We start from the raw sequence: 23828 nt of genomic DNA on the forward strand, positions 1-23828 counted from the left end.
CCGAGCGGGGCTACGGCACCACCACGATCTTCCTGCCCACTCCCGCCGCGAACTGCTCCAACGCCTGCGGATACCGGTCCAGGGGGACCCGGTCGCTGATGAAGATCTCCGGGTTCAGGACGCCGTTCGCGAACAGCTCCGCCGCCCGCTCGAAGCTGTGCAGCACCGCCATCGAGCCGGTGATGGTGATCTCCTGGTTGTAGATGCGGTACGGGTCGATCGTCACCCGCGTCGCGTAGTCGGCCACGCCGAACTGGAGGAAGGTGCCCGCCTTGGCCACCCGGTCCAGGCCGTCCTGGATCGCCGCCGCGTTGCCCGTCGCGTCGATGACCAGGTTCCAGCCCTGGGGGCGGTCCAGCTCGTCCGGGTTCGCGGCGGACGCCGAGACGCCGAGCCGGCGGGCCGTCTCCAGGCGGGTCGGGTTCACGTCCACCATGTCCACGCTCGCCGCGCCGGTCCGCTTGGCCAGCTCCAGCATCATCAGGCCCATCGTCCCCGAGCCGTAGATCAGGACATGGGCGCCCAGCCGGGACTGGAGCACGTCATAGCCCCGGACCGCGCAGGACAAGGGCTCGACGAGCGCCGCGTCCTGGGTGCGGACATGCTCCGGCAGCCGTACGCAGTTGGCCACCGGCGCGACCGCGTACTGCGCCGCGCCACCCGCCGTTGTGACACCGATCGCGGCCCAGCGCTCGCAGAGGTTGTTGTGGCCCGTACGGCAGTGTCGACACTCGTGGCAGTACAGGGACGGGTCCACTGCCACCCGGTCGCCGACCGCGAGCTCGGTGACCTGGGTGCCGACCCCGACCACCTCGCCCGCGAACTCGTGGCCCGGCACGATCGGCAGCTTGGGCGCGAACTCGCCCTGGAGGATGTGCAGGTCGGTGCCGCACAGGCCGCACGCGGCGACCTCGACGACGACCTCGCGCGGGCCCGGCGTCGGGTCCGGGACCTCGGCGACGACGGCACGGCCCACGGACTCGATGACGGCGGCCTTCATTTCACGGCTCCCAGCGACAGGCCCTGGACCAGTTTGTCCTGGGCGGCGAACCCCGCGGCGAGCACCGGCAGGGAGATGACGAGCGACGCGGCGCACACCTTCGCCAGGAACAGGCCCTGGCTGGTGATGAAGCCGGTCAGGAAGACGGGCGCGGTCTCGGCCACCACGCCGGTCAGCACCCTCGCGAACAGCAGTTCGTTCCAGCTGAAGATGAAGCAGATCAGGGCCGTCGCCGCGATGCCGGGCAGGGCGATCGGGGCGACCACGCGCGCGAGGATCGTGGGAAGGGGGGCGCCGTCCACGCGCGCGGCCTCGATCACGGCCACCGGGACCTCGGCGAGGAAGGACTGCATCATCCAGACGGCGATCGGCAGGTTCATCGACGTGTAGAGGATGACCAGCAGCCAGATGTTGTCGAGCATGTCCGTGTTCTTGGCGAACAGGTAGATGGGCAGCAGGCCCGCCACCACCGGGAGCATCTTCGTCGACAGGAAGAAGAACAGGACGTCCGTCCACTTCTTCACCGGGCGGATCGACAGCGCGTACGCCGCCGGGAGGGCCAGGAGCAGGACGAACAGCGTCGAGGCCAGCGAGGCGACCGTCGAGTTGATCAGGGCGGGCCAGGGGCTCGCGCCGCCGCCCGTGCCGAAGAACTCGCGGTAGCCGTCCAGGGTGAGGGCGGCGCCGAAGGAGGGCGGGTTGGTGGCCGCGTCCGTCTCGGAGTGGAAGGACGTCAGGGCCATCCACGCGATCGGCAGGAAGAACACGATCCCCAGCAGCCAGGCCACCAGACCCAGCCCAAGTCCCTTGCGTTTCACGGCGATTGTGCTGCTCATGCCCGGCCTACCTCCTCACGGAACAGGGACGACACCACGCGCAGGGCGAAGGTCGCGATGACGATCGAGCCGATGACCACCAGGACGCCGGCCGCCGAGGCGAGGCCGTTCTCGTGGGCCTGGTAGAAGCTCTGGTAGACGGTGTAGGGAAGGTTGGCGGTGCTCAGGCCGCCGGACGTGATCGTGAAGACCGCGTCGAAGTTCTGGACGATGTAGATCGAGCCCAGCAGCGCGCCCAGCTCCAGGTACCTGCGCAGGTGCGGGAGCGTCAGATAGCGGAAGATCTGCCAGTCGCTCGCGCCGTCCACCCGCGCGGCCTCCATCTGCTGCTGGTCGCGGCTCTGCAGGCCGGCCAGCAGGATGAGCATCATGAACGGGGTCCACTGCCAGACCAGGGAGGCCTCGACGGCGAGCAGCGGGGTGCTGGAGATCCAGTCCGGCTGTGGGCCGCCCACATAGTGCAACAACCCATTGAGCAGGCCGTATTCAGGGTTGTAGAGCACATGTTTCCAGAGCAGCGCTGCCGCCACCGGGACCACCAGGAAGGGGGCGATCAGCAAGGTGCGGACCACGCCCCGGCCCTTGAAGCGACGGTCCAGGAGCAGAGCCAGGAGCAGTCCGAGGATCAGGCTGACCAGGACCACGGTCACCGTCAGCAGGACCGTCGTCCACACCGAGTGCCGCAGGTCCGCGTCGGTGAGGACCTCCTGGTAGTTGGCGACGCCGGTGAAGTGACGGGCCTTGGGATAGAGGGAGTTCCAGTCGAAGAACGAGATCACCACCGTGGCCACGAACGGCAGCTGGGTGACCACGATCATGAAGATCAGGGCGGGGAGCAGCGGGCCGCGGGTGGCCCAGGCGCGGAGGCGGGCCTTGGACGGGTCCGCGGTGCGTACGGTCTCGGTGGCCGGCGGGGCCATGGTTGTCGCGGTCATCGTCCCTCGTACTCCTCGGAGATCTTCTCGGCGATCTGCTGGGACTTCTTCAGGGCCGACTCGACGGACTGGCGCCCGGCGATGGCCGCACTGATCTCCTGGGAGACCCTGGTGCCGAGATCGGTGAACTCGGGGATGCCGACGAACTGGATGCCGGGCGCGGGGCGCGGCTGCACCCCCGGGTCGTTCGGCCGGGCCTGCTCGATGGCCTCCTTGGTCATCTCCTGGAAGGCGGCGGTCTCTTTGACGTAGGCGGGGTTGGTGTACGTCGACGCGCGTTTGCCGGCCGGCACGTTGGACCAGCCGATCTCGTCGCCGACCAGCTGTTCGTACTGCTTGCCGGAGGCCCAGGAGACGAACTTCCAGGCCTTGTCGGGGTTGCGTGAGGCGTCCTGGATGCCCCAGGCCCAGGTGTAGAGCCAGCCGGAGGACTTCGTCTCCTCGACGGGGGCGGGGGCGTAGCCCATCCTGCCCTTGACCGGGGAGCCCTTGGCCTCCAGGGAACCGGCCGCGGAGGTGGCGTCGTACCACATGGCGACCTTGCCCTGGGTCATGTTGTTGAGGCACTCGGCGAAGCCGGACTGGGCGGCGCCGGACTCGCCGTGGTCGCGGACCAGGCCGACGTAGAACTTCACCGCCTTCTCGAACTCGGGGGAGTCCAGGCGGGCCTTCCAGCCCTTGTCGAACCAGGTGCCGCCGAAGGTGTTCACGACCGTGGTGAGCGGGGCCATGACCTCGCCCCAGCCGGGCAGGCCGCGCAGACAGATGCCCTTCATGCCGGACTCGGCGCCGTCCGCCTTCGCGGCCAGGTCGGCCACCTGGGTCCAGGTGGGGTGGGTCGGCATCGTCAGCCCCTCCTTCTCGAAGACGTCCTTGCGGTACATCAGGAAGGACGACTCGCCATAGAAGGGCTGGCCGTAGAGCTTGCCGTCGTCGCCGGTCAGCGACTGGCGCATCGGGGCCAGGACGTCCTTCTCGTCGTACGAGGGGTCCTTGGCCAGGTACGAGTTCATCTCGTGCAGCCAGCCGTTGCGGGCGTAGATCGGGATCTCGTAGTTCGACAGGGTCGCCACGTCGTACTGGCCTGCCTGGTTGGCGAAGTCCTGGCTGATCTTGTCGCGGACGTCGTTCTCGGGCAGGACGGTGAAGTTGACCTTGATCCCGGTCTCCTTGGTGAAGTGGGCCCGGGTCAGCTTCTGCAACTCGGTCATCTGGGGGTTGTTGACCATCAGGACGTTGATGGCGTCACCGCCCGACCCGGCCCCGCCCGCTCCGACCCAGCAGCCGGAGAGCAGCGGGGCGAGCAGCGTCCCTGCGGCGGCCATGGCGAGCGTGGCTCGCGGCGGCCGTCGTCGGCTCTGGGTTCGCATGGATCGCTCCTGGACATAGAGGGACATAAAGGGTGCCTTGCGGCACAAAAAGCCTGCTGACCAAGCCGTTTCGAGAGTCAGACCCGGATGACCTGTGGTCCCAGCAGTGAGTAGCGGTGGGCCTCGGAAGAGGGCAGCAGCGTGCTCGTCACGATCGTTTCCAGCGCGCCGATCTCCGCGAACCGGCAGAAGCTGACCGCGCCGAACTTGGTGTGCACGCCGGCGAACACCGTGCGGCGCGCGGCCCGGATCGCCTGCGCCTTCACCTCGCTGACCGCCGGGTCGGGGGTGGTGAGGCCGTGTTCACGGGAGATGCCGTTGGCGCCGATGAAGGCCAGGTCGAGGACGAAGCCGGCCAGCATCTTGGTCGTCCAGTGGTCGACGGTCGCCAGGGTGCCGGGGCGGACCCGGCCGCCGAGCAGCAGGACGGAGGTGTTCTCGGCCTCGGCGAGGGCGCCGGCGACCGGCAGGGACGCGGTGACCACGGTCAGCGGCCGGTCCCGGGGCAGAGCCTCGGCGATGAGCTGCGGGGTGAAGCCCTCGTCGACGAAGACCGTCTCGGCGTCCCCGAGCAGCTCGGCCGCGGCGGCCGCGACCCGGCGCTTCTCGGGCACATGGCTGGTGGCCCGGAAGGCGAGCGTGGTCTCGAACCCGGCGCTCTCCACGGGGTAGGCGCCGCCGTGCGTACGGCGGACCAGGCCGTGGTCCTCCAGGGCGCGAAGGTCTCGGCGCACGGTTTCCTTGGCCACGCCGAGTTGGGTGGCGAGGGTGTTGACGTCGACGGAGCCGGTGGTGCGGGCGGTCCGTACGATGTGCCGCTGGCGGTCTTCCGCGCTGTTGGTCATGGGCTCACCCGCCTTGCTGCTGTGCTGTCTGCCCGTTCGGGCTCTGGGGGAAGTTCTACAGCGGGTGGGGTGTGGTGACCAGGTCTGTTGCGGGGGTGATAGTGACCGCGTGTGCCCGTTCGGGCGGGGTGGGCCTACGGGCTCGGGTAGTGCGGTGGTGTGGCGGCTTGGGGTTCGTTGTGGCTGGTCGCGCAGTTCCCCGCGCCCCTCGGCGTGGCGCTGCCGCGCCTGCGCCCGGGGCTGTTGCCCGTGCCCGGATATGGCTGCGGGCGGGCCCGTTCGGTGCCCGCCCGTCCGTCTCGATGGCGTCAGTACGGCCAGATCGGCGGGTCCGTCACGAACTGGCCGCCCAGGTAGGCGTGGCCCTCGTTGCCGTCCTGGAGTTCGCCCTGCTCGGCGATCAGCTTCTCCGCGTAGGGCTCGGAGTCGTCCTGCGGGTCGTAGCCGAGGGACCGTGCGGTGGTCAGGTCCCACCACAGGCGGGTGTTGGCGGAGGAGCCGTAGACCACGGTGTGGCCGACGTCCTCGGCGGTCAGGGCCGCGTGGAGGAGGCGGGCGCCGTCGGCCGGGCTCATCCACACCGAGAGCATGCGCACGCTGGTGGGCTCGGCGAAGCAGGAGCCGATGCGCACGGAGACGGTCTCCACGCCGTGCTTGTCCCAGTAGAACTGCGCGAGGTCCTCGCCGAAGGACTTGGACAGACCGTAGAAGGTGTCCGGGCGGCGCGGGGTGTCGATCGGGATCAGCGGGTCGTCGCCCCGCGGGCGCGGGGTGTAGCCGACGGCGTGGTTGGAGGAGGCGAAGACGATCCGTCCGACGCCCTCCGCGTGCGCGGCCTCGTACAGGTTGTAGGTGCCCTCGATGTTGGCCTTGAGGATCTTCTCGAAGGGGGCTTCCAGGGAGATGCCCGCTAGGTGGATGATCGCGTCGACACCGCGTACGGCCTCGCGGACGGCGTCCTTGTCGGCGAGGTCGGCGACGATCGCGTCCGGCTCGCCCTCGACGGGTCGCAGATCGAGCAGGCGCAGGTCGTAGCCGTAGGCCGGGAGCAGATCCCGCATCAGGGTGCCGAGCCCGCCGGCGGCACCGGTGAGCAGAACGGTACGGGGAGCGGGCATTCTCGGGTCTCCTTGGGGCGACGGCCGTATGAGTGCACGGTATTCACATTCGTGGACAAGCTAAGGATCATTGCCCTACCTCGTCAAGGGTGGCGCGACCCATGTTCATAAATATAAACTCCGATCAGAATCCCGCACGCCCCTTCCGTTCTGTCCGCCCGTTCCACTTGTTCTAGGGAGAGCCTGTGACGTCTGCCGACCTCGTCCATCGACTCGGCATCCCCAGCGGGCCGCTGTTCTTCCCGGTCACGGCGTACGGCGCCGACGGCTCGGTCGACCTCGACACCTATCGCGCGCATGTACGCGAGGGCGTGACGGCGGGGGCCGCGGCCGTGTTCGCCTGCTGCGGCACCGGGGAGTTCCACGCGCTCACGCCCGAGGAGTTCGAGGCGTGTGTCCGGGCGGCCGTCGAGGAGACGGCGGGCCGGGTGCCGGTGGTCGCGGGCGCCGGATACGGCACCGCGCTCGCCGTACGGTACGCACGGCTCGCCGAGGCGGCCGGCGCCGACGGACTGCTCGCCCTGCCGCCCTACCTCGTCGTGGCCGGGCAGGAGGGGCTGCTGCGGCACTACCGCGAGGTGGCCGCCGCGACCGCGCTCCCGGTGATCGTCTACCAGCGCGACAACGCCGTCTTCACCCCGGAGACCGTGGTCGAGCTGGCCCGCAGCGAGGGGATCATCGGTCTCAAGGACGGCCTCGGCGACCTGGACCTCATGCAGCGGATCGTCAGCGCCGTACGCACCGAGGTCCCCGGCGACTTCCTCTACTTCAACGGACTGCCGACCGCCGAGCAGACCCAGCTCGCCTACCAGGCCATCGGCGTCCCCCTGTACTCGTCCGCCGTCTTCTGCTTCGCCCCCGAGATCGCCCTCGCCTTCCACCGCGCGCTCATCGACGGCGACCGGGCCACCGCCGACCGTCTGCTCGACGGCTTCTACCGTCCCTTCGTCGAACTGCGCGCGCGGGGCCGCGGGTACGCGGTCTCGCTGGTGAAGGCCGGGGTCCGGATGCGCGGGCTCGACGTGGGGGAGGTCCGCCCGCCGCTGCACGAGCCGGGCGAGGACCATGTGAAGCAGCTCGCGCAGATCACCGAGCGCGGGTACGCGCTGCTGGAGGAGGAGAAGGAGCAGTGAAGGCCGCTACGTTCGTCTACCCCTGGGACGTCAACGGGGATCCGCAGGCCGCGGAGCGCATCGCCGCGCTCGGTGTACAGCAGGCGACCCTCGCCTCCGCCTACCACTCCACGCGCGCGTTGACCCCCCGCCACCCCCGCCACCGCATCGTCACCGCCGAGCACGCGGCCGTGCTCTACCCCGTGGACGACCGCTGGGCGGGCCGCGAACTGCGCCCCTACGCGGCCGGCGACTGGGCCCCCGGCGACGCCTTCGGCGAGGCGGCGCGGGCCCTGACGGGCGCGGGGCTCGAGGTGCACACCTGGGTCGTCCTCGCGCACAACTCCCGCCTGGGCGCCGAACATCCGGACACCTCCGTCGTCAACGCCTACGGCGACCGCTACCCCTGGGCCCCGTGCATCGCGCAGCCCGCCACGCGCGCGTACCTCGTCGACCTCGCCGTCGAGGCGGCACTCCGCCCCGGCGCGGCCGGCACCGAACTGGAGTCCCTCGGCTGGTACGGACTCCAGCACCTGCACGCCCACGACAAGACCGGCGGGGTGCCCCTCGGCGACGCCGGCATGTACCTCATGGCGCTCTGCTTCTGCGGCACCTGCCGCGAAGGGTACGGCGAACAGGGCGTCGACGCCGACGAGTTGGCGGCCGCCGTACGCACCGCCCTGGAGCCGCTGTGGCAGGGCGCGCCGGACGACGAGGGCTGGGCCGGCGTCGAGAAGCTGCTCGGCTCCGGGACGGCGGCGGCCACCCGCGCGTGGCGCGACGAAACCGCCCGCACCCTCCAGGAGTCGGCGGTCCGGGCGGTCCGCGCGGCCGCACCCGAGGGCTTCCAGATCCTGCTGCACGCCGACCCCGTGACGTACCACGTCGGCGCCAACCCGGGCGTCGACCCCGGGCACATCCTGTCCGTCGCGGACGGCGTCGTCGTGCCCTGCGCGGGCGGACCGGACCTGCTCACGCCCTTCGCGCGGGCCCGCGCGGACGCGGTGATCGCCGCCAACTTCCCCGTCGTCTCCCAGATGGGCGGCAGCCCGGGCACGCTCGCCGCGGACGCGGCCCGGGCGCGGGAACTCGGGGCCACCGAAATCCGGCTCTATCACGCCGGGTTGGCGTCGGACGGCGACCTGGACGCGATCCGCGGGGCGCTGGCCGGCCTCTGAAACAGCGGTACGGCCGTGGCGAGCCACACCACGCCCAGGACGGCCGACAGGGGCCGCTGGTCGACCAGTTCGACCAGCGCGGCGCCCGTGGCGAGGCCGAGCACGTTCGGCGTGAACACCACGGTGTTGGCCGTCGCGACCGCCCGGCCCAGCAGTTCGTCCGGCGTCTGTCGCTGCACGGCGGTGAGCGCGGCGATCAGCACGCAGGGGAGGCCCACCCCGCTCGCCGCGCTGCACGCGAGGGCGAGCGGGTCGCTGGGGACCGCCCGCAACCCGGCGGCGACGGCCGTCAACGCGATGCCGTACGCGGCGAACCGGCGCTCGCCCAGGCGGCGCAGGGCGGGCCCGGACAGCAGCCCCACCGCCACGGATCCGGCGCCCTGGACGGCGTACAGCGCGCCGGCGTAGGCGGGGGAGTGGCCGAGGCCGTCGATCACGGCGTACATCAGCGCCCCGTTGAGCCCGGCGAAGAGCATGGTGGTGCCGCCGGACAGGATCAGGGGGCGCAGTGTGGGGTGGGCCCATATGTGGCGCACGCCCTCGGAGGCGGGGGTGAGTCGGGGTGACCTTCGTCGGCCGTCGACGGCCGACCGCGGCTCGCTCTCGCGGACGCGCAGCCCGGCGTACAGCACCGCGGCGAGCACGAAGGTGATCGCGTCGAGGAGGGCCACGCCGGGGCCGCCGTGGAGGGCGTAGAGGCCCGCGCCCGCGAGGGGGGCCACCAGCTTCATGCCCTCCGTGACCGCCGTGCGCACACCGTTGAAGTCGCCGAGCAGCGACGGGGCGACGGCGCCCGCGACCAGGGCCGACTCCGCCGCGTCCTGGACGACGCCCGCCGCGCCGTACAGGAAGAGGACCGCGAGGAGGAGCGGGACGCGGTCCGGGGAGTCGACGGTGAACAGCAGCGGCAGGAGGGCCGCCGGGAGCAGGTTCGCGCCGATCAGCAGGGGTTTGCGGGGGACACGGTCGGCGAGCGCGCCCAGCAGCGGGCCCGCCACGGTCGGCGCCCACATCGCGAGCATGCACAGCGCGGCCAGTCCGTCCGAGCCGGTGAGGTCCTTGACCCACACGCTTGACACCAGCCACAACGCCGAGGTGCCGAAGCCGGAGACCACGACCGCGGCGAGGAAGAACCCCGCGTCGCGGTCGCGGACGACGCGCAGTGCCGGCCATGTCTTAGGCGTCTTGGGTGTTCTGGGTGTCCTGCGTGCTCTCGTCATGCCTGGAAAGCGTGGATCTGAGGCCCTGGTGCGGGCATCGGGCAGATGCCCTGGATGTCCTCGCGGATCAGCCCCCGGGCACACGTCCCGGTAAGGGGCGTCCTGGATGTAGGTGTGCCACTGGGCCGGGGACAGTGTCGTGGCGGTGCCGGCGCAGATCGCGGCGGCCGCGCGGGAGGAGGTGGCGGCACCGATGAGTTTTCGGGGCGCGGGCGGTCCACCCTGCACGGCCCCGGGCACCGCGCCCGGGAATCGTGCCCGGGAACAGCGCCCCGGGCACCGTGAGGAGTGACGCATGACCGGCACGATCATCGACTTCGAGCCCCAGACCCGGATCATCGCCCGGCTGGCGGACGCCGTGACCGACGAGCGGCTCAAGGACCCGACCCCGTGTCCCGACCTCGTGGTGCGCCATCTGCTGGGCCACCTGCTCGGCCTCGCCGCGGCCTTCCGTGACGCCGCCCGCAAGGACCTCGGCGTCACGACCGACACCCCGCCGACCGACTCCGTCCCCGACATCGGCCCCGGCTGGCGCCAGGAGCTCCCCAAGGTCCTCGACGAACTCGCCGAGGCATGGCGCGACCCGGCCGCCTGGACCGGCATGACCCGCGCGGGCGGCGTGGACCTGCCCGCCGAGGTCGCCGCCGCCGTCGCGATCGACGAACTGGTCGTCCACGGCTGGGACCTGGCCCGCGCCACCGGCCAGGCCTACGAGCCGGACCCCGCAGCGCTCCGGGCCTGCTACGACTTCCTTCTCGCCTGCGCGGAGGATCCGAGCCGGGACGCCATCTTCGGCCCGATCGTCCCCGTGGCACAGGACGCGTCGCTGCTGGACCGGGCGATCGGGCTCAGCGGGCGGAACCCGGGCTGGACGCCGTAACGGGAACCGGGTCTCGTGGACGCCGTCGCGGGGGCGCGCCCGGCTGCCGTAGACACCGGTACGACCCTGCCGTAGAGGAACGGAAACGGGCGGCGGTCGGTCTGCCCGGACCGTACGCTCCCCACCATGCCGCCCCTCAGTCTCACCGTCCTCGGTACCGCCTCCCCGCACCCGGGGCCCGGCCGCCCCTGCTCCGGGTATCTGCTGCGCGGCGGGGGCGCCGAGGTGTGGGTGGACGCCGGGCCCGGTACCTTCGCGGAGTTGCAGCGGCACACGGACCCCTCCCGGCTGACGGCGATCTGGATCTCCCACCTCCACGCCGACCACAGCGCGGACCTGCTGTCCGCCGTCTACGCCTTCGCGTACGGCGGACTCACCCCGCCCGCCCCGATCCCGGTGTACGCGCCACCCGGCTGCGCCCACCGCCTCGCCGGGTTCTTCGGACGGTCCGACGTGCGCTTCCTCGACGGCATTCTCACCTTTCATCCCCTGTACGACGGCCACGAGGTCCGGCACTGGAACCTCCGGCTCGCCTCCCGGGCCGTCGTCCACGACACGGAGGCGTACGGTCTGCGCGCCGAGTGCGCGGGACGGGTCCTCGCGTACTCGGGGGACAGCGGGCCCTGCGCCGCCCTCGTCGAGCTCGCCGCGGAATCGGACCTGTTCCTGTGCGAGGCGGACATCGACCGTCATCGCGAAGGCGAACAGGTCCATCTGACCCCCGAGGACGCCGGTGACATCGCCCGCAAGGCCGGGGCGCGGGAGCTGATCATCACCCACGTCGGACCCACGCTCACCAGGGAAGAGGCGACCACGCGCGCCGCCGCCGCCTTCGCCGGGCGCACCAGCACGGCCTTCGAGGGCGCCACTCGGCTCGTCTGACCCTCCTCTTCATCGCAACTTCGGCTTCTTTTGCCAGAAGCATTGACGAAACATCGCGGTCCTCCCTACCTTCAACGCGTCGTACTTCGTACGTCATATATGAGACGCGATATGCGAGATCAGATACGCAAGATCCGATACGCGAGATCCGAGAGGCGCGCATGACCTCTGTGCCCACGCCGATCCCCTCCCGCACGCAGTACGTGCTGGAGGAGATCAAACGCCGCATCCTCACCGGGCGCCTGACGCCTGGTCAGGCCCTGGTCGAGACCGAACTCGCCGCACAGTTCGGGGTGTCCAAGACCCCGGTGCGCGAGGCGCTCAAGACCCTGGCCGGGACCGGGCTCGTCGTGATGAGCCAGTACAAGGGCGTCACGGTGCGCATGGTGGACGCGGACATGGCGCGCGAGGTCTACGACGTCCGGCTGCTCCTCGAACCCGAGGCACTCAAGCGGGCCGTACGGCGCGGGGCCTCCCTCGACGCCGCACGAGACGCGCTGACCCGGGCCGACGACGCCACCGACACCGCCGAACGCTCCCTCGCCAACCGGGAGTTCCACCGCGCCCTCTACCTGCCCTGCGGCAACCCGCTGCTCGGCCGGATGCTCGACGAGGTCCGCGACCAGGCCGCCCTGGTCTCCGCCGTCGCCTGGGCCGCCTCGCCGTCCTGGGACCGGGAGGCCGGCGAGCACCGGGAGATCCTGCGGCTCGCCCTGGACGGCGACGCGGACGGCGCGGCCCGCGCCCTGCACGCCCACATCGCGTCCTTCGTGGAACGAGCGTTCCCCGGAGTGCTGGACCAGGAAGGTCAGGAATGAGCAGCGAGACGTTCGAGACCCAGCGGGCGGCCCTGGCCGACGTGGTGGCGATCCCGGTGACCCCGTTCGCCGAGGACGGCACCGTCGACCAGGACACCCACCGGGCCCTGCTGCGTCGGCTGCTCGACGGAGGGATCACCACCCTCACCCCCAACGGCAACACCGGCGAGTTCTACGCCCTCAGCCCCGAAGAGCGCCGCCTGGTCACCGAGTGGACCGTCGACGAGGGCGGGGACCGGGCCGACATCCTCGTCGGCGTCGGACACGACGTCCCCACCGCCGTCGCCTCCGCACGCCATGCCCGCGAACTCGGTGCGAGCATGATCATGGTCCACCAGCCCGTCCACCCCTACGTCTCCCAGGGCGGCTGGATCGACTACCACCGCGCGATCGCCTCGGCCGTCCCGGAACTCGGGGTCGTCCCGTACATCCGCAACGCCCAGCTCGCCGGCGACCGTCTCGCCGAACTCGCCGACGCCTGCCCGAACGTGATCGGCGTGAAGTACGCCGTCCCGGACGCGGCCAGGTTCGCCGCCTTCGCACGGGACGCGGGACTCGAACGCTTCGTGTGGGTCGCCGGGCTCGCCGAGCCCTACGCGCCCTCCTACTTCTCGGCGGGCGCCACCGGCTTCACCTCCGGGCTCGTGAACGTCGCCCCCGCCGTCTCGCTGAACATGATCGAAGCGCTCCGCTCCGGTGACTTCCCGGCCGCCATGAAGGTCTGGGAGCAGATCCGCCGCTTCGAGGAACTCCGCGCGGCGAACGGCTCCGCCAACAACGTCACCGTCGTCAAGGAGGCCCTCGCCTCCCTCGGCCTGTGCCGCCGCGACGTGCGCCCGCCGAGCCGCGAGCTGCCCGAGGCCGAACGCTCCGAGGTCGCCGCGATAGCCGCCGGGTGGTCGATATGACGGACAGAGAGCGCCTGCGGCCGGAGGAACTGCGCAGCCACCAGTGGTACGGCGCCGAGGGCCAGTTGCGCACCTGGTCGCACAACGCCCGGATGCGCCAGCTCGGTTACGAGGCGGAGGAGTACCAGGGCCGCCCGGTGATCGCCGTCCTCAACACCTGGTCCGACATCAACCCCTGCCACGTGCACCTGCGCGAGCGCGCCGAGGCGGTCAAGCGGGGAGTGTGGCAGGCCGGCGGTTTCCCGCTCGAGTTCCCGGTCGCCACCCTCTCGGAGACGTACCAGAAGCCCACCCCGATGCTCTACCGCAACCTGCTCGCGATGGAGACCGAGGAGCTGCTGCGGTCGTACCCGATCGACGCGGCGGTGCTGCTCGGCGGCTGCGACAAGTCGACGCCCGCGCTGCTCATGGGCGCGGCCTCGGCCGATGTCGCCTCCCTCTTCGTGCCCGCCGGGCCGATGCTGCCGGGGCACTGGCGGGGCGAGACCCTCGGGTCCGGCACCGACATGTGGAAGTACTGGGACGAGCACCGCGCCGGTAACCTGACCGACTGCGAACTGCGGGAACTGCAGGGCGGGTTGGCACGCTCCCCGGGTCACTGCATGACCATGGGGACCGCGTCCACGATGACCGCGGCGGCGGAGACCCTGGGCATGACCCTGCCGGGTGCCTCCTCGATCCCGGCCGTCGACTCCGCGCACGAGCGGATGGCCGCCGCCTCCGGGCGCCGCGCGGTGGAGCTCGCCTGGACCGGCCTGAGGCCGTCCGAGATCCTCACCCGTGAGGCCTTCGAGGACGCCGTCACCACGGTGCTCGGACTCGGCGGCTCCACCAACGCGGTCATCCACCTGATCGCGATGGCCGGCCGGGCGGGCATCAAGCTCACCCTCGACGACTTCGACCGCATCGCGCGTACCGTGCCGGTGCTGGCGAACGTCCGGCCCGGCGGACAGACGTACCTGATGGAGGACTTCTACTTCGCCGGCGGTCTGCCCGCCTTCCTCTCCCGGATCACCGACCTGCTCCACCTGGACCGGCCGACCGTCAACGGCACCCTGGGCGAGCAGATCGCGGGGGCCGTCGTCCACAACGACGACGTCATCCGCACCCGCGAGAACCCGGTCGCGAACGAGGGCGGGGTCGCCGTCCTGCGCGGCAACCTCTGCCCCGACGGTGCCGTCATCAAGCACATCTCGGCCGAGCCGCACCTGCTCAAGCACACCGGGCCCGCGGTCGTCTTCGACGACTACAGGACCATGCAACGCACCATCAACGACCCGAAGTTGAACATCACCGCCGACAGCGTGGTGGTGCTGCGCAACGCCGGGCCCAAGGGTGGCCCGGGCATGCCCGAGTACGGGATGCTCCCCATCCCCGACCACCTGCTCAAGCAGGGCGTGCGGGACATGGTCCGGATCTCCGACGCCCGGATGAGCGGGACGAGTTACGGCGCCTGCGTGCTGCACGTGGCGCCCGAGTCGTACATCGGCGGACCGCTCGCCCTCGTGCGCACGGGGGACAGCATCACCCTCGACGTCGAGGCACGCTTGCTGCAACTCAACGTGGACGACGAGGAGTTGGAGCGCAGGAGGGCGGAGTGGACGCCGCCGCCCGTGCGTGACGAGCGCGGCTACCGCGCGCTCTACAACGAACAGATCACCCAGGCCGACACCGGCTGCGACTTCGAGTTCCTCGCCCGCCCGGGCAAGGTCGCCGACCCGTACGCGAGCTGAACCACGACCCGCTGGGGCGGGCGGCACCATCGCACAGCACGACCTGGCACATCCATGTGCAGAGAGAAAGCGCTTCCCGCACGACGAACGCACGTCGCACGTCCGACGTACTGAGAACGGAGAACAGTCATGGCCCAAGCCGCAGCCGTGGCGAAACCGCCCGCGCCACCCCGGCGACGCCGTGGCTCCGCCACACCGCGCAAGCTGCCCTACCTGCTGATCGCGCCGGCGGCCCTGCTGATGCTGGGCTTCATCGCCTACCCGGTCATCAGCGTCTTCTACTACAGCCTGCAGAACTACAACCCCACCAAGCCGTGGCGGAACGGGTACGCGGGCTTCGACAACTTCGTCCAGATCTTCACCAAGGACCCGCAGTTCTGGGACACGCTGACGTTCAGCGCCAAGTGGGTCTTCGTCGAGGTCGGACTCCAGCTGCTGTTCGGCCTGGCGCTCGCGCTGATCGTCAACCAGAGCTTCGTGGGCCGCGGGCTGGGGCGCGCGATGGTCTTCTCACCGTGGGCCGTCTCCGGTGTGCTGACCTCCGCGATCTGGGTGCTGCTCTACAACTCCCAGACGGGCATCACCCGTTACCTCGCCGACATGGGCATCGGCTCCTACGGCACCAGCTGGCTGTCGGACACCTCCACCGTCTTCTCGGCGGCTGTCGTCGCCGACCTGTGGCGCGGTGTCCCCTTCTTCGCGATCCTCATCCTCGCCGACCTCCAGTCCGTCTCGAAGGACCTGTACGAGGCCGCCGAGGTCGACGGGGCCAGCCGCTTCAAGCAGTTCTGGCACATCACGCTGCCCCATCTGAAGGACGCGATCATCCTGTCCACGCTGCTGCGCGCGGTGTGGGAGTTCAACAACGTCGACCTGCTCTACACGTTGACCGGCGGCGGCCCGGCGGGCGAGACCACCACCCTCCCGCTCTACATCGCCAACACCTCCGTCGACGCCCACAACTTCGGCTACGCGTCCGCCCTGACCACGGTCGCGTTCGTGATCCTGCTCTTCTGCTCGATGGTGTACCTGCGGCTGAGCAAGTTCGGAGGCGGTTCCAAGTGATCACCAAGGAGGCCACGGAGGTCGCACCCGCTCCCGTGCGCGAGGCACCCGAGCCGCCCCGCTCGGTGAAGCACCGCCGCACCTGGGACGAGGTCCCGCGCTGGCACGTCTACCTGCCGCTGTCGATCTACCTCGTCTTCACGATCATCCCCTTCTACTGGATCCTGCTGTTCGCGCTGCGTCCGGCCGGCTCGACCTCGCTCGTGCCCTGGCCGATCACCTTCGACCACTTCGAGAAGGTGTGGACGGAGCGGGCGTTCGGCACGTACTTCGAGAACAGCGTGTACGTCGGCCTCGCCACGCTGGTGATGACGACCCTCGTCGCCCTGGCCGGCGGCTACGCGCTCGCCCGGTTCGACTTCAAGGTCAAGAACGCGTTCATGCTGGCGCTGCTGTGCTCGCAGTTCGTGCCGGGCGCGCTGCTCCTGGTGCCGCTGTTCGAGATCTTCGCCGAACTGAAGATGATCAACTCGCTGACCAGTGTCATCATCGCCGAGACGGTCTTCCAGCTGCCGCTGTCGATGATCCTGATCAGCAACTTCATCAAGAACGTGCCGTACTCCCTGGAGGAGGCGGCCTGGGTGGACGGCTGCAACCGGTTCACCGCGTTCCGGATCGTCGTCCTGCCGCTGCTGCGACCCGGTCTGATCGCCGTCGGTTCCTTCGCCTTCGTGCACTCCTGGAACCACTTCCTGTTCGCCCTGATGTTCCTCAACAACCAGAACAAGCAGACGATCCCGGTCGGCCTCAACACCCTGATGAGCGCGGACAGCGTCGACCTGGGCGCGCTGGCCGCCGGCGGCATCATCGCCGCCGTCCCCGTGGTGATCGTGTTCGCCTTCATCCAGAAGTGGCTGATCACGGGCTTCAGCGCGGGGGCGGTGAAGGGATGAGCCTCCGACGGATCGCGCTGGGTGGCGTGGTGCTGGGCCTGGTCGGCGTAGCCGTCCGCTCCGAGGGCCGCGCCGTCGGCCGAAGGCTCCTCGGAGTGGGTGCCGCCGGGCTGCCCGAGACGGCAGGTACGGCGGTCGGTCGCAGTGGCGCCGGGCCGGCCGCGGGTGTGCGGCAACCGTCTGTCTGTGGCTCTGGCAAGGAGGTGAGGACATGAGGTTCCGTCACATCGTTTTCGCCGCAGGCATGGTGGGGCTGTTCTGTCTCCCTGCCCACGCCGAGGCCCGGGACATCAGCCGGGACACCCTGCCCGCGAACGACGGCTGGGCCTCCGAGGGAGAAGGCACCACCGGAGGCTCCGCCGCCGACGCGGACCACGTCTACACCGTCACCGACCGGGCCGGGCTGGTCCGCGCCCTCGACGGCGGCAGCGACACACCGAAGATCATCAGGATCGCCGGGAGCGTCGACGCCAACACCGACGACGACGGCGACCACCTGGACTGCGCCGACTACGCCACCGACGGCTACTCCCCGAAGAAGTACCTCGCCGCCTACGACCCCCGCACCTGGGGCTCCGCCAAGCCCGGCGGCTCGCAGGAGGAGGCCCGTCAGGCGTCCGCGAAGAAGCAGGCCGAGCGGGTCGAGCTGCTCGTCGGGTCCAACACCACGATCGTCGGGCTCAAGGGAGCGGTCCTGAAGGGCGGCAGTCTCCAGGTCAGGAACGCCACCAACGTCATCATCCGCAACCTCGACCTCCGCGACGCCTACGACTGCTTCCCCGTCTGGCAGCCCAACACCGGCGGCCTCGGCGACTGGAAGACGGCGTACGACACCATCTGGCTGGCCGGCGCCACCCACGTGTGGGTCGACCACGTGACCCTGAGCGACAAGGGCCACCCCGACTCCGCCGAGCCGACCTACTTCGCCCGCAACTACCTGCGCCACGACGGCCTGCTGGACATCACGAACGGATCCGACCTGGTCACCGTCTCCTGGAGCCGGTTCGCCGACCACGACAAGGCGATGCTCATCGGCAACAGCGACTCGGCCACCGGCGACCGCGGCAAGCTCCGGGTCACCCTGCACCACAACGAGTTCGACTCCGTCGTACAGCGCGCGCCCCGCGTCCGCTTCGGACAGGTGCACGTCTACAACAACCGGTACCTCGCGGACGGCGACGACTACCGGTACTCCCTCGGCGTCTCCACCGAGTCCGCGATCTACGCCGAGAACAACGCCTTCCACACCCCCGGCCACATCGAGGCCGCCGACCTGGTCAAGAGCTGGAACGGCAGCGCCCTGCACCAGAGCGGCACCCTCTTCAACGGCTATCCGGTGGACCTGCTCGCGATCCACAACGCCTACAACTCCGGCAGCGAGCGTGATCTCACGGCGGACGTCGGCTGGACGCCTACCCTGCACACAAAGATCGACAGCGCCGAGGCGGCCGACCGACAGGTGGCGCGCGGCGCGGGCGCGGGGAGGATCCCATGAGCACCGTAGACATCGTCCTGGCGGGCGCGCGCGGCCACGGCCGCTGGCACCTGGAGAACATCCGCCGGCTGCAGGACAAGGGGATCGTACGACTGGCGGGGATCTGCGAGCTGGCCCCGCTGACCGGCGACGAGATCCCCGACGGGCTCGGCACGCCCGAACAGTCCGGCGACTTCGGCGCGCTCCTCGACTCGACCGGCGCCCGGATCGCGGTGATCTGCACCCCGATCCCGACCCACACGGACCTGGCGCTCGTGGCGGCCCGGCGGGGCGTGCACATCCTGCTGGAGAAGCCTCCGGCGCCGTCGTACGCCGAGTTCCGCCGCATGGCCGACGGGGTCGCCGCGGCCGGGGTCGCCTGCCAGATCGGCTTCCAGTCGCTGGGCTCGCACGCCGTGCCCGCGATCCGCGAGCTGGTCGGAGAGGGCGCGATCGGCGAGGTGACCGGGATCGGCGGAGCCGGTGCCTGGGCACGCGCCGAGGCGTACTACCGGCGTGCGCCCTGGGCGGGCAAGCGGCGGATGAACGGCGTCGACGTGATCGACGGCGTGCTGACCAACCCCCTCGCGCACGCCGTCGCCACCGCGCTCGCCCTGAACGGCACCACCCGCGCCGAGGACGTCACCCGTATCGAGACCGAGCTGCTGCGCGCCAACGACATCGAGTCCGACGACACCTCCTGCGTCCGCGTCACCACCGCGAACGGCCTCAAGGTCACCGTCGCCGCCACCCTGTGCGCCGAGGACCCCGACGAGCCGTACGTCGTCGTGCACGGCGACCGCGGCCGGATCACCTACTGGTACAAGCAGGACCGCGTGCTGCTCCAGCGGGCCGGCCACGGCCCCGAGGAGTACGAGTACGGCCGCACCGACCTGCTGGAGAACCTGGTCGACCACGTCACCGACGGCGACGACCTGCTGGTCGTCCCGGAGGTGACGGGCGCCTTCATGAAGGTCGTCGAGGCCATCCGGACGGCCCCGGACCCGACCCCGCTCCCGGCCACGGCCTGGCACCTGCTGGCCGACGAGGACCGCCGGGTCGTCCCCGGCATCGACGGACTCGTCGCGGCCGCCGCCGACAACCTCGCCCTCTACTCGGAGCTGGGCGCCGACTGGGCCCGGCCACATGTCGCGAACGAGGTGAGCACATGACGACCCCCGATTCCCCGGTCCTGCGTGTCGCGGGCCGCCCGGTCGGCCGCTACGTCACCCGGCCCGAGCTGCCCGCCCGGCTCTCCCCGCGCCCCTATCTGCACCCCGTCACCACCCTGGCCGGCACGGCGGTCACCGAACTCAGCCCGACCGACCACATCCACCACCTCGGCGTCGGTGTCGCCGTTCCCGACGTCGAGGGGCACAACTTCTGGGGCGGACGCACCTACGTCCGCGACCAGGGCCCGACCGAGCTCGACAACCACGGTGCCCAGCGCCACACGTCCTTCCAGCTCCGGGACCCCGACGGCCTCGTGGAGGAACTGCGCTGGATCGCCTCGGGCGCCGAGCTGCTGCGCGAGCGCCGTACGGTCGCGGCCACCGAACTGACTGGCTCCGCCTGGGCGTTGGACTTCACCTTCTCCCTCACCAACGTCACCCGGGACCCGCTGTCGATCGGCAGCCCGGCCACCAACGGCCGCCCGGGCGCGGCCTACGGCGGCTTCTTCTGGCGGGCCCGCAAGGAAGAGGCGGCGCCGGACGTCTTCACCGTCGACCGTGAGGGCGAGGACGCGATCCACGGCACCCGCGCCGACTGGGTGGCCCTCACCGGCGCCACCTGGACGCTCGTCTTCGCCGGGGCCACCGAACAGACCCGCCGCGACCCCTGGTTCGTGCGCGTCGGCGAATACCCGGGCGTGGGCTCCTCGTTGGCCTCCGACGCGAGGCTGCCGATCCCGCCCGGCGAGACCGTCGTACGGCGGATCGTCACGGTCGTGGCCGACGGACGCCTGCCCCGGCTCGAAGCGGCGGCCCTGGTACGGAAGGCGGTCAGCCAGTGACCCACCCGAACCCGGCCCTTCCGTCGACGTACACCAACCCGGTCCTGAACGCCGACTGGTCCGACCCCGACGTCATCCGCGTCGGCGACGACTTCTACCTCACCGCCTCCAGCTTCGGACGCGTCCCCGGCCTCCCGCTGCTGCACTCCCGCGACCTCGTCAACTGGACCCTGATCGGCCACGCCCTCGAACGCCTGGAACCCGCCGGGGAGTTCACCAAGCCCCGGCACGACTGCGGGGTCTGGGCGCCTTCCCTCCGCTACCACGACGAACGGTTCTGGATCTTCTGGGGCGACCCCGACCAGGGCATCTTCCAGGTCAACGCGCCCGGGATCAGGGGTCCTTGGACCCGTCCGCACCTCGTCAAGTCGGGCAAGGGCCTGATCGACCCGTGCCCCCTGTGGGACGAGGAGACCGGCGAGGCCTACCTCGTGCACGCCTGGGCCAAGTCCCGCTCCGGCGTCAAGAACCGCCTCACCGGCCACCGGATGGACCTCGACGGCCGTGAACTCCTCGACGAGGGCAAGGTGATCGTCGACGGCGACCGCATCCCCGGCTGGTTCACCCTCGAAGGCCCCAAGCTCTACCGGCACGACGGCTGGTTCTGGATCCTCGCCCCCGCCGGGGGAGTGGAGACCGGCTGGCAGGGCGCCTTCCGCTCGCGCGGCTTCTTCGGGCCGTACGAGGAGAAGATCGTCCTGGAACAGCAGGACACCGACGTCAACGGGCCGCACCAGGGCGGCTGGGTGCGCACCCCGTCCGGCCAGGACTGGTTCCTGCACTTCCAGCACCGGGGCGCCTACGGCAGGGTCGTCCACCTCCAGCCGATGCGCTGGGGTGACGACGGCTGGCCGGTGCTCGGTGACGAGGGCGCCCCCGTGGCCTTACACGAACGGCCCGATCTGCCGCCGCAGCCGGACGCGGCGCCCGCCACCGACGACGACTTCCCCGGCGGACGCTTCGGCCGCCAGTGGCAGTGGACCGCCAACCCACAGCCCGGCTGGGCCACCCACCACTCCGGTGACGGACTGCGGCTCACCTGCGTCCGCTCGGCCGACGCGCACGACCTGCGCAAACTGCCGAACATCCTCACCCAGCGGCTGCCCGGCACCCCGTCGGCGGTCGAGGTGGAACTGCGACTGCACAGCGAGGAACCCGGCGCACGGGCCGGTCTCGCCGTCCTCGGGGACGCCTTCAGCTGGATCGGACTCCAGCGGGGGGCCGACGGGAGCGTCCATCTCGTGCACCGGTTCGCCGAGGGAGTCGCCGAGCAGGAGCGGGACGCCGACCATCCGCGCCTCGCCCCCGCCGACAAGGTGCGACTGCGGATCGAGATCGGCGCCGGGGCCCGCTGCCGGTTCTTCTACGACCTCGGCGACGGCCCGCGTCCCTGCGGACCCGTCTTCGCGGCCACCCCCTGGCGCTGGGTCGGAGCCCTGCTCGGACTGTTCGCCCTCGCGCCCGTGGGAGGAGGACACGCCGGCGCGGCAACCTTCTCGCACTTCAGGATCGACCACCTGTAACGCACCGAACCCGTAAGCCTGTTGGGAGCCGCAATGACGCAGCACCTTGATAGCAAGCGCTTGCAGAGACCGGGATACGGCACGGTCCTGGCCGCTGTGCTCGGCCTGGTGGCCGCGCTCTGCCTCGGGGTGATCGGACAGGCCAAGGCCGTCACCGCCGAGAAGGCCCCGGCCGACCGCTGGAGCGACCGGGCGCACGGCTTCGCATCCCTCGCCGGCGGCACCACCGGAGGGGCCGGCGGCAAGGTCGTCACCGTCACCGACCAGGCCTCGCTGGCCGCCTACGCGGCGGCCGAGGAGCCGTACGTCATACGGGTCTCGGGCGCGATAGCCGTCGAACCCTTCGGCTCGGACATCGTCGTGGCCTCGAACAAGACGATCATCGGCGTCGGCGACACCGGCGAGATCGTCCACGGTGAGCTGCACCTGAACCCCGGCACGCACAACGTGATCATCCGCAATCTGACGATCCGTGACTCGTACGTCGAGGGCGACTGGGACGGCAAGACGACCGACTTCGACGCGATCCAGATGGACACGGTCGACCACGTCTGGATCGACCACAACCGCTTCACGCACATGGGCGACGGGCTGCTTGACATCCGCAAGGACAGCCGATACATCACCGTCTCCTACAACCAGTTCACGAACCACAACAAGGCGTTCGGGATCGGCTGGACCACCAATGTCCTCACCGAGATGACGATCGACCACAACTGGTTCCGCGGCACCAAGCAGCGCAACCCCTCGGCGGACAACCTCGCCTACGCCCACCTGTACAACAACTACCTGTCCTCGCAGGTCGCCGACGGTGACCCGGTGTGGACGTACGGGAACTGGGCGCGCGGCCGGACGAAGATGGTCATCGAGAACAGCTACTACGACGGTGTCCAGCACCCCTACCAGGCGGATGCCACCGCCGAGTTGGTGCAGCACGGATCGATCCTGAAGCACACGAGCGGGCGAACGGACGCGTGGGGTACGGCATTCGACCCGCGGTCCTTCTACGCCTACCGGCTGGACCCGGCCGCCGCAGTGCCCTCGCTGGTGTCCCGGTTCTCCGGGCCGCAGCAGCGGATCGGTGTGACCCTGCACGTCCCCGCTGACTATCCGACCGTGCAGGCCGCCGTGGACGCCGTGCCCGACGGCAACGCCGTGCCGGTGACGATCGCCGTCGCGCCGGGCACCTACCGTGCCAAGGTGTACATCCCGGCGACCAAGCCGAGGATCGTGCTCCAGGGGACTGGACAGGACCGGTCCGACACCGTCATCGTCTACGACACCCCCGCCGAGTACGGCGGTTCGACGGGCAGCGCGACGGTCCGTATCGCCGCGAACGACGTCACCGCCCGCCACCTCACCTTCAGCAACGACTTCGACGAGGCCGCGGTCGAGCTGAAGGGCGAGCAGGCCCTCGCGATGAAGACGACCGGCGACCGGATCGTCTTCGAGGACACCGCCTTCCTGGGCAACCAGGACACCCTGATGACCGACAGCCCCAAGCTGGACGTGATCAGCCGGGTCTACCTCCGCGACTCGTACATCGAGGGCGATGTCGACTTCATCTACGGCCGGGCGACGACGGTGATCGAGCGGTCAGTGATCCGGGCGCTGAGCCGGGGCTCGGCCTCCAACAACGGCTACATCACGGCGGCTTCGACCTGGACGGGCAACCCGTACGGGTTCCTGATCACCCGGTCGAAGGTGGTGAGCGACGCCCCGGACCAGTCCTTCCACCTGGGGCGGCCGTGGCACCCGGGCGGTGAACCCGCCGCTGTGGCACAGGTGTTGATCCGCGACACCGAACTGCCGGCCGCCGTGAAGTCTTCGCCGTGGACCGACATGAGCGGCTTCTCGTGGAAGGACGCGCGGTTCGCCGAGTACCGCAACACCGGGCCCGGCGCGGCCCCGAGCGCCGACCGGCCGCAGCTCGGTGCCGCCGACGCGAGGACGTACACCGTCGCGAACTACCTCAAGGGCACGGACGGCTGGGCTCCCCAGGCCCGCCACTGACGTCTGCCCGC

Annotated in this window: 21 protein-coding genes; 14 read left to right on the plus strand and 7 right to left on the minus strand. The window is 70.6% G+C overall.

Going from position 1 to position 23828, the window contains the following annotated elements; all coding sequences use genetic code 11:
- Positions 1 to 10: 10 nt before the first annotated feature.
- The 6 genes from ACZ39I_RS05700 to ACZ39I_RS05725 form a co-directional block, all read right to left on the minus strand.
- A complete protein-coding gene (locus tag ACZ39I_RS05700) occupies positions 11 to 1000 on the minus strand; it encodes a zinc-dependent alcohol dehydrogenase family protein (protein WP_467243029.1) in 990 nt (329 codons plus the stop codon).
- Positions 997 to 1836: a carbohydrate ABC transporter permease gene (locus tag ACZ39I_RS05705; protein WP_467243032.1), complete on the minus strand. Its 840-nt coding sequence runs from the start codon at positions 1834 to 1836 to the stop codon at positions 997 to 999. The genes ACZ39I_RS05700 and ACZ39I_RS05705 overlap by 4 nt, the downstream gene beginning before the upstream one ends.
- Positions 1833 to 2771 carry a carbohydrate ABC transporter permease gene (locus ACZ39I_RS05710; protein WP_467243035.1) on the minus strand — a complete coding sequence of 313 codons (939 nt, stop codon included), beginning with the start codon at positions 2769 to 2771 and terminating at the stop codon, positions 1833 to 1835. The genes ACZ39I_RS05705 and ACZ39I_RS05710 overlap by 4 nt, the downstream gene beginning before the upstream one ends.
- Complete coding sequence (locus ACZ39I_RS05715) at positions 2768 to 4141, minus strand: ABC transporter substrate-binding protein (protein ID WP_467243037.1); 1374 nt, start codon at positions 4139 to 4141, stop codon at positions 2768 to 2770. Before ACZ39I_RS05715 ends, ACZ39I_RS05710 begins: the two co-directional genes overlap by 4 nt.
- 77 nt (positions 4142 to 4218) lie before the next feature.
- A complete protein-coding gene (locus tag ACZ39I_RS05720) occupies positions 4219 to 4986 on the minus strand; it encodes a DeoR/GlpR family DNA-binding transcription regulator (RefSeq protein ID WP_403658041.1) in 768 nt (255 codons plus the stop codon).
- A gap of 308 nt (positions 4987 to 5294) precedes the next feature.
- On the minus strand, positions 5295 to 6104 hold the full coding sequence (locus tag ACZ39I_RS05725; protein ID WP_352390516.1) for an NAD-dependent epimerase/dehydratase family protein: 810 nt from the start codon (positions 6102 to 6104) through the stop codon (positions 5295 to 5297).
- 185 nt (positions 6105 to 6289) lie between these two features.
- Here ACZ39I_RS05725 and ACZ39I_RS05730 point away from each other — a divergent pair, with 185 nt between their 5' ends.
- Both ACZ39I_RS05730 and ACZ39I_RS05735 read left to right on the plus strand, forming a co-directional pair.
- A complete protein-coding gene (locus ACZ39I_RS05730) occupies positions 6290 to 7237 on the plus strand; it encodes a 5-dehydro-4-deoxyglucarate dehydratase (RefSeq protein WP_467243041.1) in 948 nt (315 codons plus the stop codon).
- Positions 7234 to 8394, plus strand: coding sequence for a hypothetical protein (locus ACZ39I_RS05735; protein ID WP_467243045.1), 1161 nt, complete (start codon positions 7234 to 7236; stop codon positions 8392 to 8394). Before ACZ39I_RS05730 ends, ACZ39I_RS05735 begins: the two co-directional genes overlap by 4 nt.
- On the opposite strand, the gene ACZ39I_RS05740 is transcribed toward ACZ39I_RS05735, so the two are convergent.
- A complete protein-coding gene (locus ACZ39I_RS05740) occupies positions 8331 to 9614 on the minus strand; it encodes an MFS transporter (protein ID WP_467243049.1) in 1284 nt (427 codons plus the stop codon). The two genes, ACZ39I_RS05735 and ACZ39I_RS05740, sit on opposite strands and share 64 nt — an antisense overlap.
- Positions 9615 to 9909: 295 nt before the next feature.
- Here ACZ39I_RS05740 and ACZ39I_RS05745 point away from each other — a divergent pair, with 295 nt between their 5' ends.
- From ACZ39I_RS05745 to ACZ39I_RS05800, 12 genes are all read left to right on the plus strand, one after another.
- Positions 9910 to 10494 carry a TIGR03086 family metal-binding protein gene (locus ACZ39I_RS05745; RefSeq protein WP_467243051.1) on the plus strand — a complete coding sequence of 195 codons (585 nt, stop codon included), beginning with the start codon at positions 9910 to 9912 and terminating at the stop codon, positions 10492 to 10494.
- A gap of 126 nt (positions 10495 to 10620) precedes the next feature.
- Positions 10621 to 11376: an MBL fold metallo-hydrolase gene (locus ACZ39I_RS05750; protein ID WP_467243052.1), complete on the plus strand. Its 756-nt coding sequence runs from the start codon at positions 10621 to 10623 to the stop codon at positions 11374 to 11376.
- Between the two features lie 161 nt (positions 11377 to 11537).
- Positions 11538 to 12194, plus strand: a complete 657-nt coding sequence (locus ACZ39I_RS05755; protein WP_451474090.1) for a GntR family transcriptional regulator — start codon at positions 11538 to 11540, stop codon at positions 12192 to 12194.
- The gene (locus tag ACZ39I_RS05760) at positions 12191 to 13102 is read left to right on the plus strand and encodes a dihydrodipicolinate synthase family protein (RefSeq protein ID WP_467243058.1); all 912 of its coding nucleotides are present in this window, start codon (positions 12191 to 12193) and stop codon (positions 13100 to 13102) included. Before ACZ39I_RS05755 ends, ACZ39I_RS05760 begins: the two co-directional genes overlap by 4 nt.
- The gene (gene araD, locus ACZ39I_RS05765) at positions 13099 to 14835 is read left to right on the plus strand and encodes an L-arabinonate dehydratase (protein WP_467243061.1); all 1737 of its coding nucleotides are present in this window, start codon (positions 13099 to 13101) and stop codon (positions 14833 to 14835) included. The genes ACZ39I_RS05760 and araD overlap by 4 nt, the downstream gene beginning before the upstream one ends.
- 129 nt (positions 14836 to 14964) lie before the next feature.
- The gene (locus tag ACZ39I_RS05770; protein ID WP_352390506.1) at positions 14965 to 15900 is read left to right on the plus strand and encodes a carbohydrate ABC transporter permease; all 936 of its coding nucleotides are present in this window, start codon (positions 14965 to 14967) and stop codon (positions 15898 to 15900) included.
- Positions 15897 to 16793 (plus strand): carbohydrate ABC transporter permease, encoded by an 897-nt coding sequence (locus ACZ39I_RS05775; RefSeq protein ID WP_352390505.1) that lies wholly within the window; start codon positions 15897 to 15899, stop codon positions 16791 to 16793. The genes ACZ39I_RS05770 and ACZ39I_RS05775 overlap by 4 nt, the downstream gene beginning before the upstream one ends.
- Before the next feature lie 211 nt (positions 16794 to 17004).
- Positions 17005 to 18288 carry a pectate lyase family protein gene (locus ACZ39I_RS05780; RefSeq protein ID WP_467243065.1) on the plus strand — a complete coding sequence of 428 codons (1284 nt, stop codon included), beginning with the start codon at positions 17005 to 17007 and terminating at the stop codon, positions 18286 to 18288.
- On the plus strand, positions 18285 to 19439 hold the full coding sequence (locus ACZ39I_RS05785) for a Gfo/Idh/MocA family protein (protein ID WP_467243067.1): 1155 nt from the start codon (positions 18285 to 18287) through the stop codon (positions 19437 to 19439). The genes ACZ39I_RS05780 and ACZ39I_RS05785 overlap by 4 nt, the downstream gene beginning before the upstream one ends.
- Positions 19436 to 20281 carry a DUF6807 domain-containing protein gene (locus ACZ39I_RS05790; RefSeq protein ID WP_467243069.1) on the plus strand — a complete coding sequence of 282 codons (846 nt, stop codon included), beginning with the start codon at positions 19436 to 19438 and terminating at the stop codon, positions 20279 to 20281. Before ACZ39I_RS05785 ends, ACZ39I_RS05790 begins: the two co-directional genes overlap by 4 nt.
- Positions 20278 to 21804 (plus strand): glycoside hydrolase family 43 protein, encoded by a 1527-nt coding sequence (locus ACZ39I_RS05795; RefSeq protein WP_467243073.1) that lies wholly within the window; start codon positions 20278 to 20280, stop codon positions 21802 to 21804. The genes ACZ39I_RS05790 and ACZ39I_RS05795 overlap by 4 nt, the downstream gene beginning before the upstream one ends.
- 33 nt (positions 21805 to 21837) lie before the next feature.
- Positions 21838 to 23817 carry a pectinesterase family protein gene (locus ACZ39I_RS05800; RefSeq protein ID WP_467243075.1) on the plus strand — a complete coding sequence of 660 codons (1980 nt, stop codon included), beginning with the start codon at positions 21838 to 21840 and terminating at the stop codon, positions 23815 to 23817.
- Positions 23818 to 23828: the final 11 nt, after the last annotated feature.

The sequence above is a fragment of the Streptomyces sp. NPDC024687 genome (assembly GCF_055559055.1).

Bases quoted from the DNA above. Each gene is read 5' to 3' on its own strand.
- ACZ39I_RS05700 (WP_467243029.1), bottom strand. From the start codon at position 1,000: ATGAAGGCCGCCGTCATCGAGTCCGTGGGCCGTGCCGTCGTCGCCGAG.
- ACZ39I_RS05705 (WP_467243032.1), bottom strand. From the start codon at position 1,836: ATGAGCAGCACAATCGCCGTGAAACGCAAGGGACTTGGGCTGGGTCTG.
- ACZ39I_RS05710 (WP_467243035.1), bottom strand. From the start codon at position 2,771: ATGACCGCGACAACCATGGCCCCGCCGGCCACCGAGACCGTACGCACC.
- ACZ39I_RS05715 (WP_467243037.1), bottom strand. From the start codon at position 4,141: ATGCGAACCCAGAGCCGACGACGGCCGCCGCGAGCCACGCTCGCCATG.
- ACZ39I_RS05720 (WP_403658041.1), bottom strand. From the start codon at position 4,986: ATGACCAACAGCGCGGAAGACCGCCAGCGGCACATCGTACGGACCGCC.
- ACZ39I_RS05725 (WP_352390516.1), bottom strand. From the start codon at position 6,104: ATGCCCGCTCCCCGTACCGTTCTGCTCACCGGTGCCGCCGGCGGGCTC.
- ACZ39I_RS05740 (WP_467243049.1), bottom strand. From the start codon at position 9,614: ATGACGAGAGCACGCAGGACACCCAGAACACCCAAGACGCCTAAGACA.
- ACZ39I_RS05745 (WP_467243051.1), top strand. From the start codon at position 9,910: ATGACCGGCACGATCATCGACTTCGAGCCCCAGACCCGGATCATCGCC.
- ACZ39I_RS05750 (WP_467243052.1), top strand. From the start codon at position 10,621: ATGCCGCCCCTCAGTCTCACCGTCCTCGGTACCGCCTCCCCGCACCCG.
- ACZ39I_RS05755 (WP_451474090.1), top strand. From the start codon at position 11,538: ATGACCTCTGTGCCCACGCCGATCCCCTCCCGCACGCAGTACGTGCTG.
- ACZ39I_RS05760 (WP_467243058.1), top strand. From the start codon at position 12,191: ATGAGCAGCGAGACGTTCGAGACCCAGCGGGCGGCCCTGGCCGACGTG.
- araD (WP_467243061.1), top strand. From the start codon at position 13,099: ATGACGGACAGAGAGCGCCTGCGGCCGGAGGAACTGCGCAGCCACCAG.
- ACZ39I_RS05770 (WP_352390506.1), top strand. From the start codon at position 14,965: ATGGCCCAAGCCGCAGCCGTGGCGAAACCGCCCGCGCCACCCCGGCGA.
- ACZ39I_RS05780 (WP_467243065.1), top strand. From the start codon at position 17,005: ATGAGGTTCCGTCACATCGTTTTCGCCGCAGGCATGGTGGGGCTGTTC.
- ACZ39I_RS05785 (WP_467243067.1), top strand. From the start codon at position 18,285: ATGAGCACCGTAGACATCGTCCTGGCGGGCGCGCGCGGCCACGGCCGC.
- ACZ39I_RS05790 (WP_467243069.1), top strand. From the start codon at position 19,436: ATGACGACCCCCGATTCCCCGGTCCTGCGTGTCGCGGGCCGCCCGGTC.
- ACZ39I_RS05800 (WP_467243075.1), top strand. From the start codon at position 21,838: ATGACGCAGCACCTTGATAGCAAGCGCTTGCAGAGACCGGGATACGGC.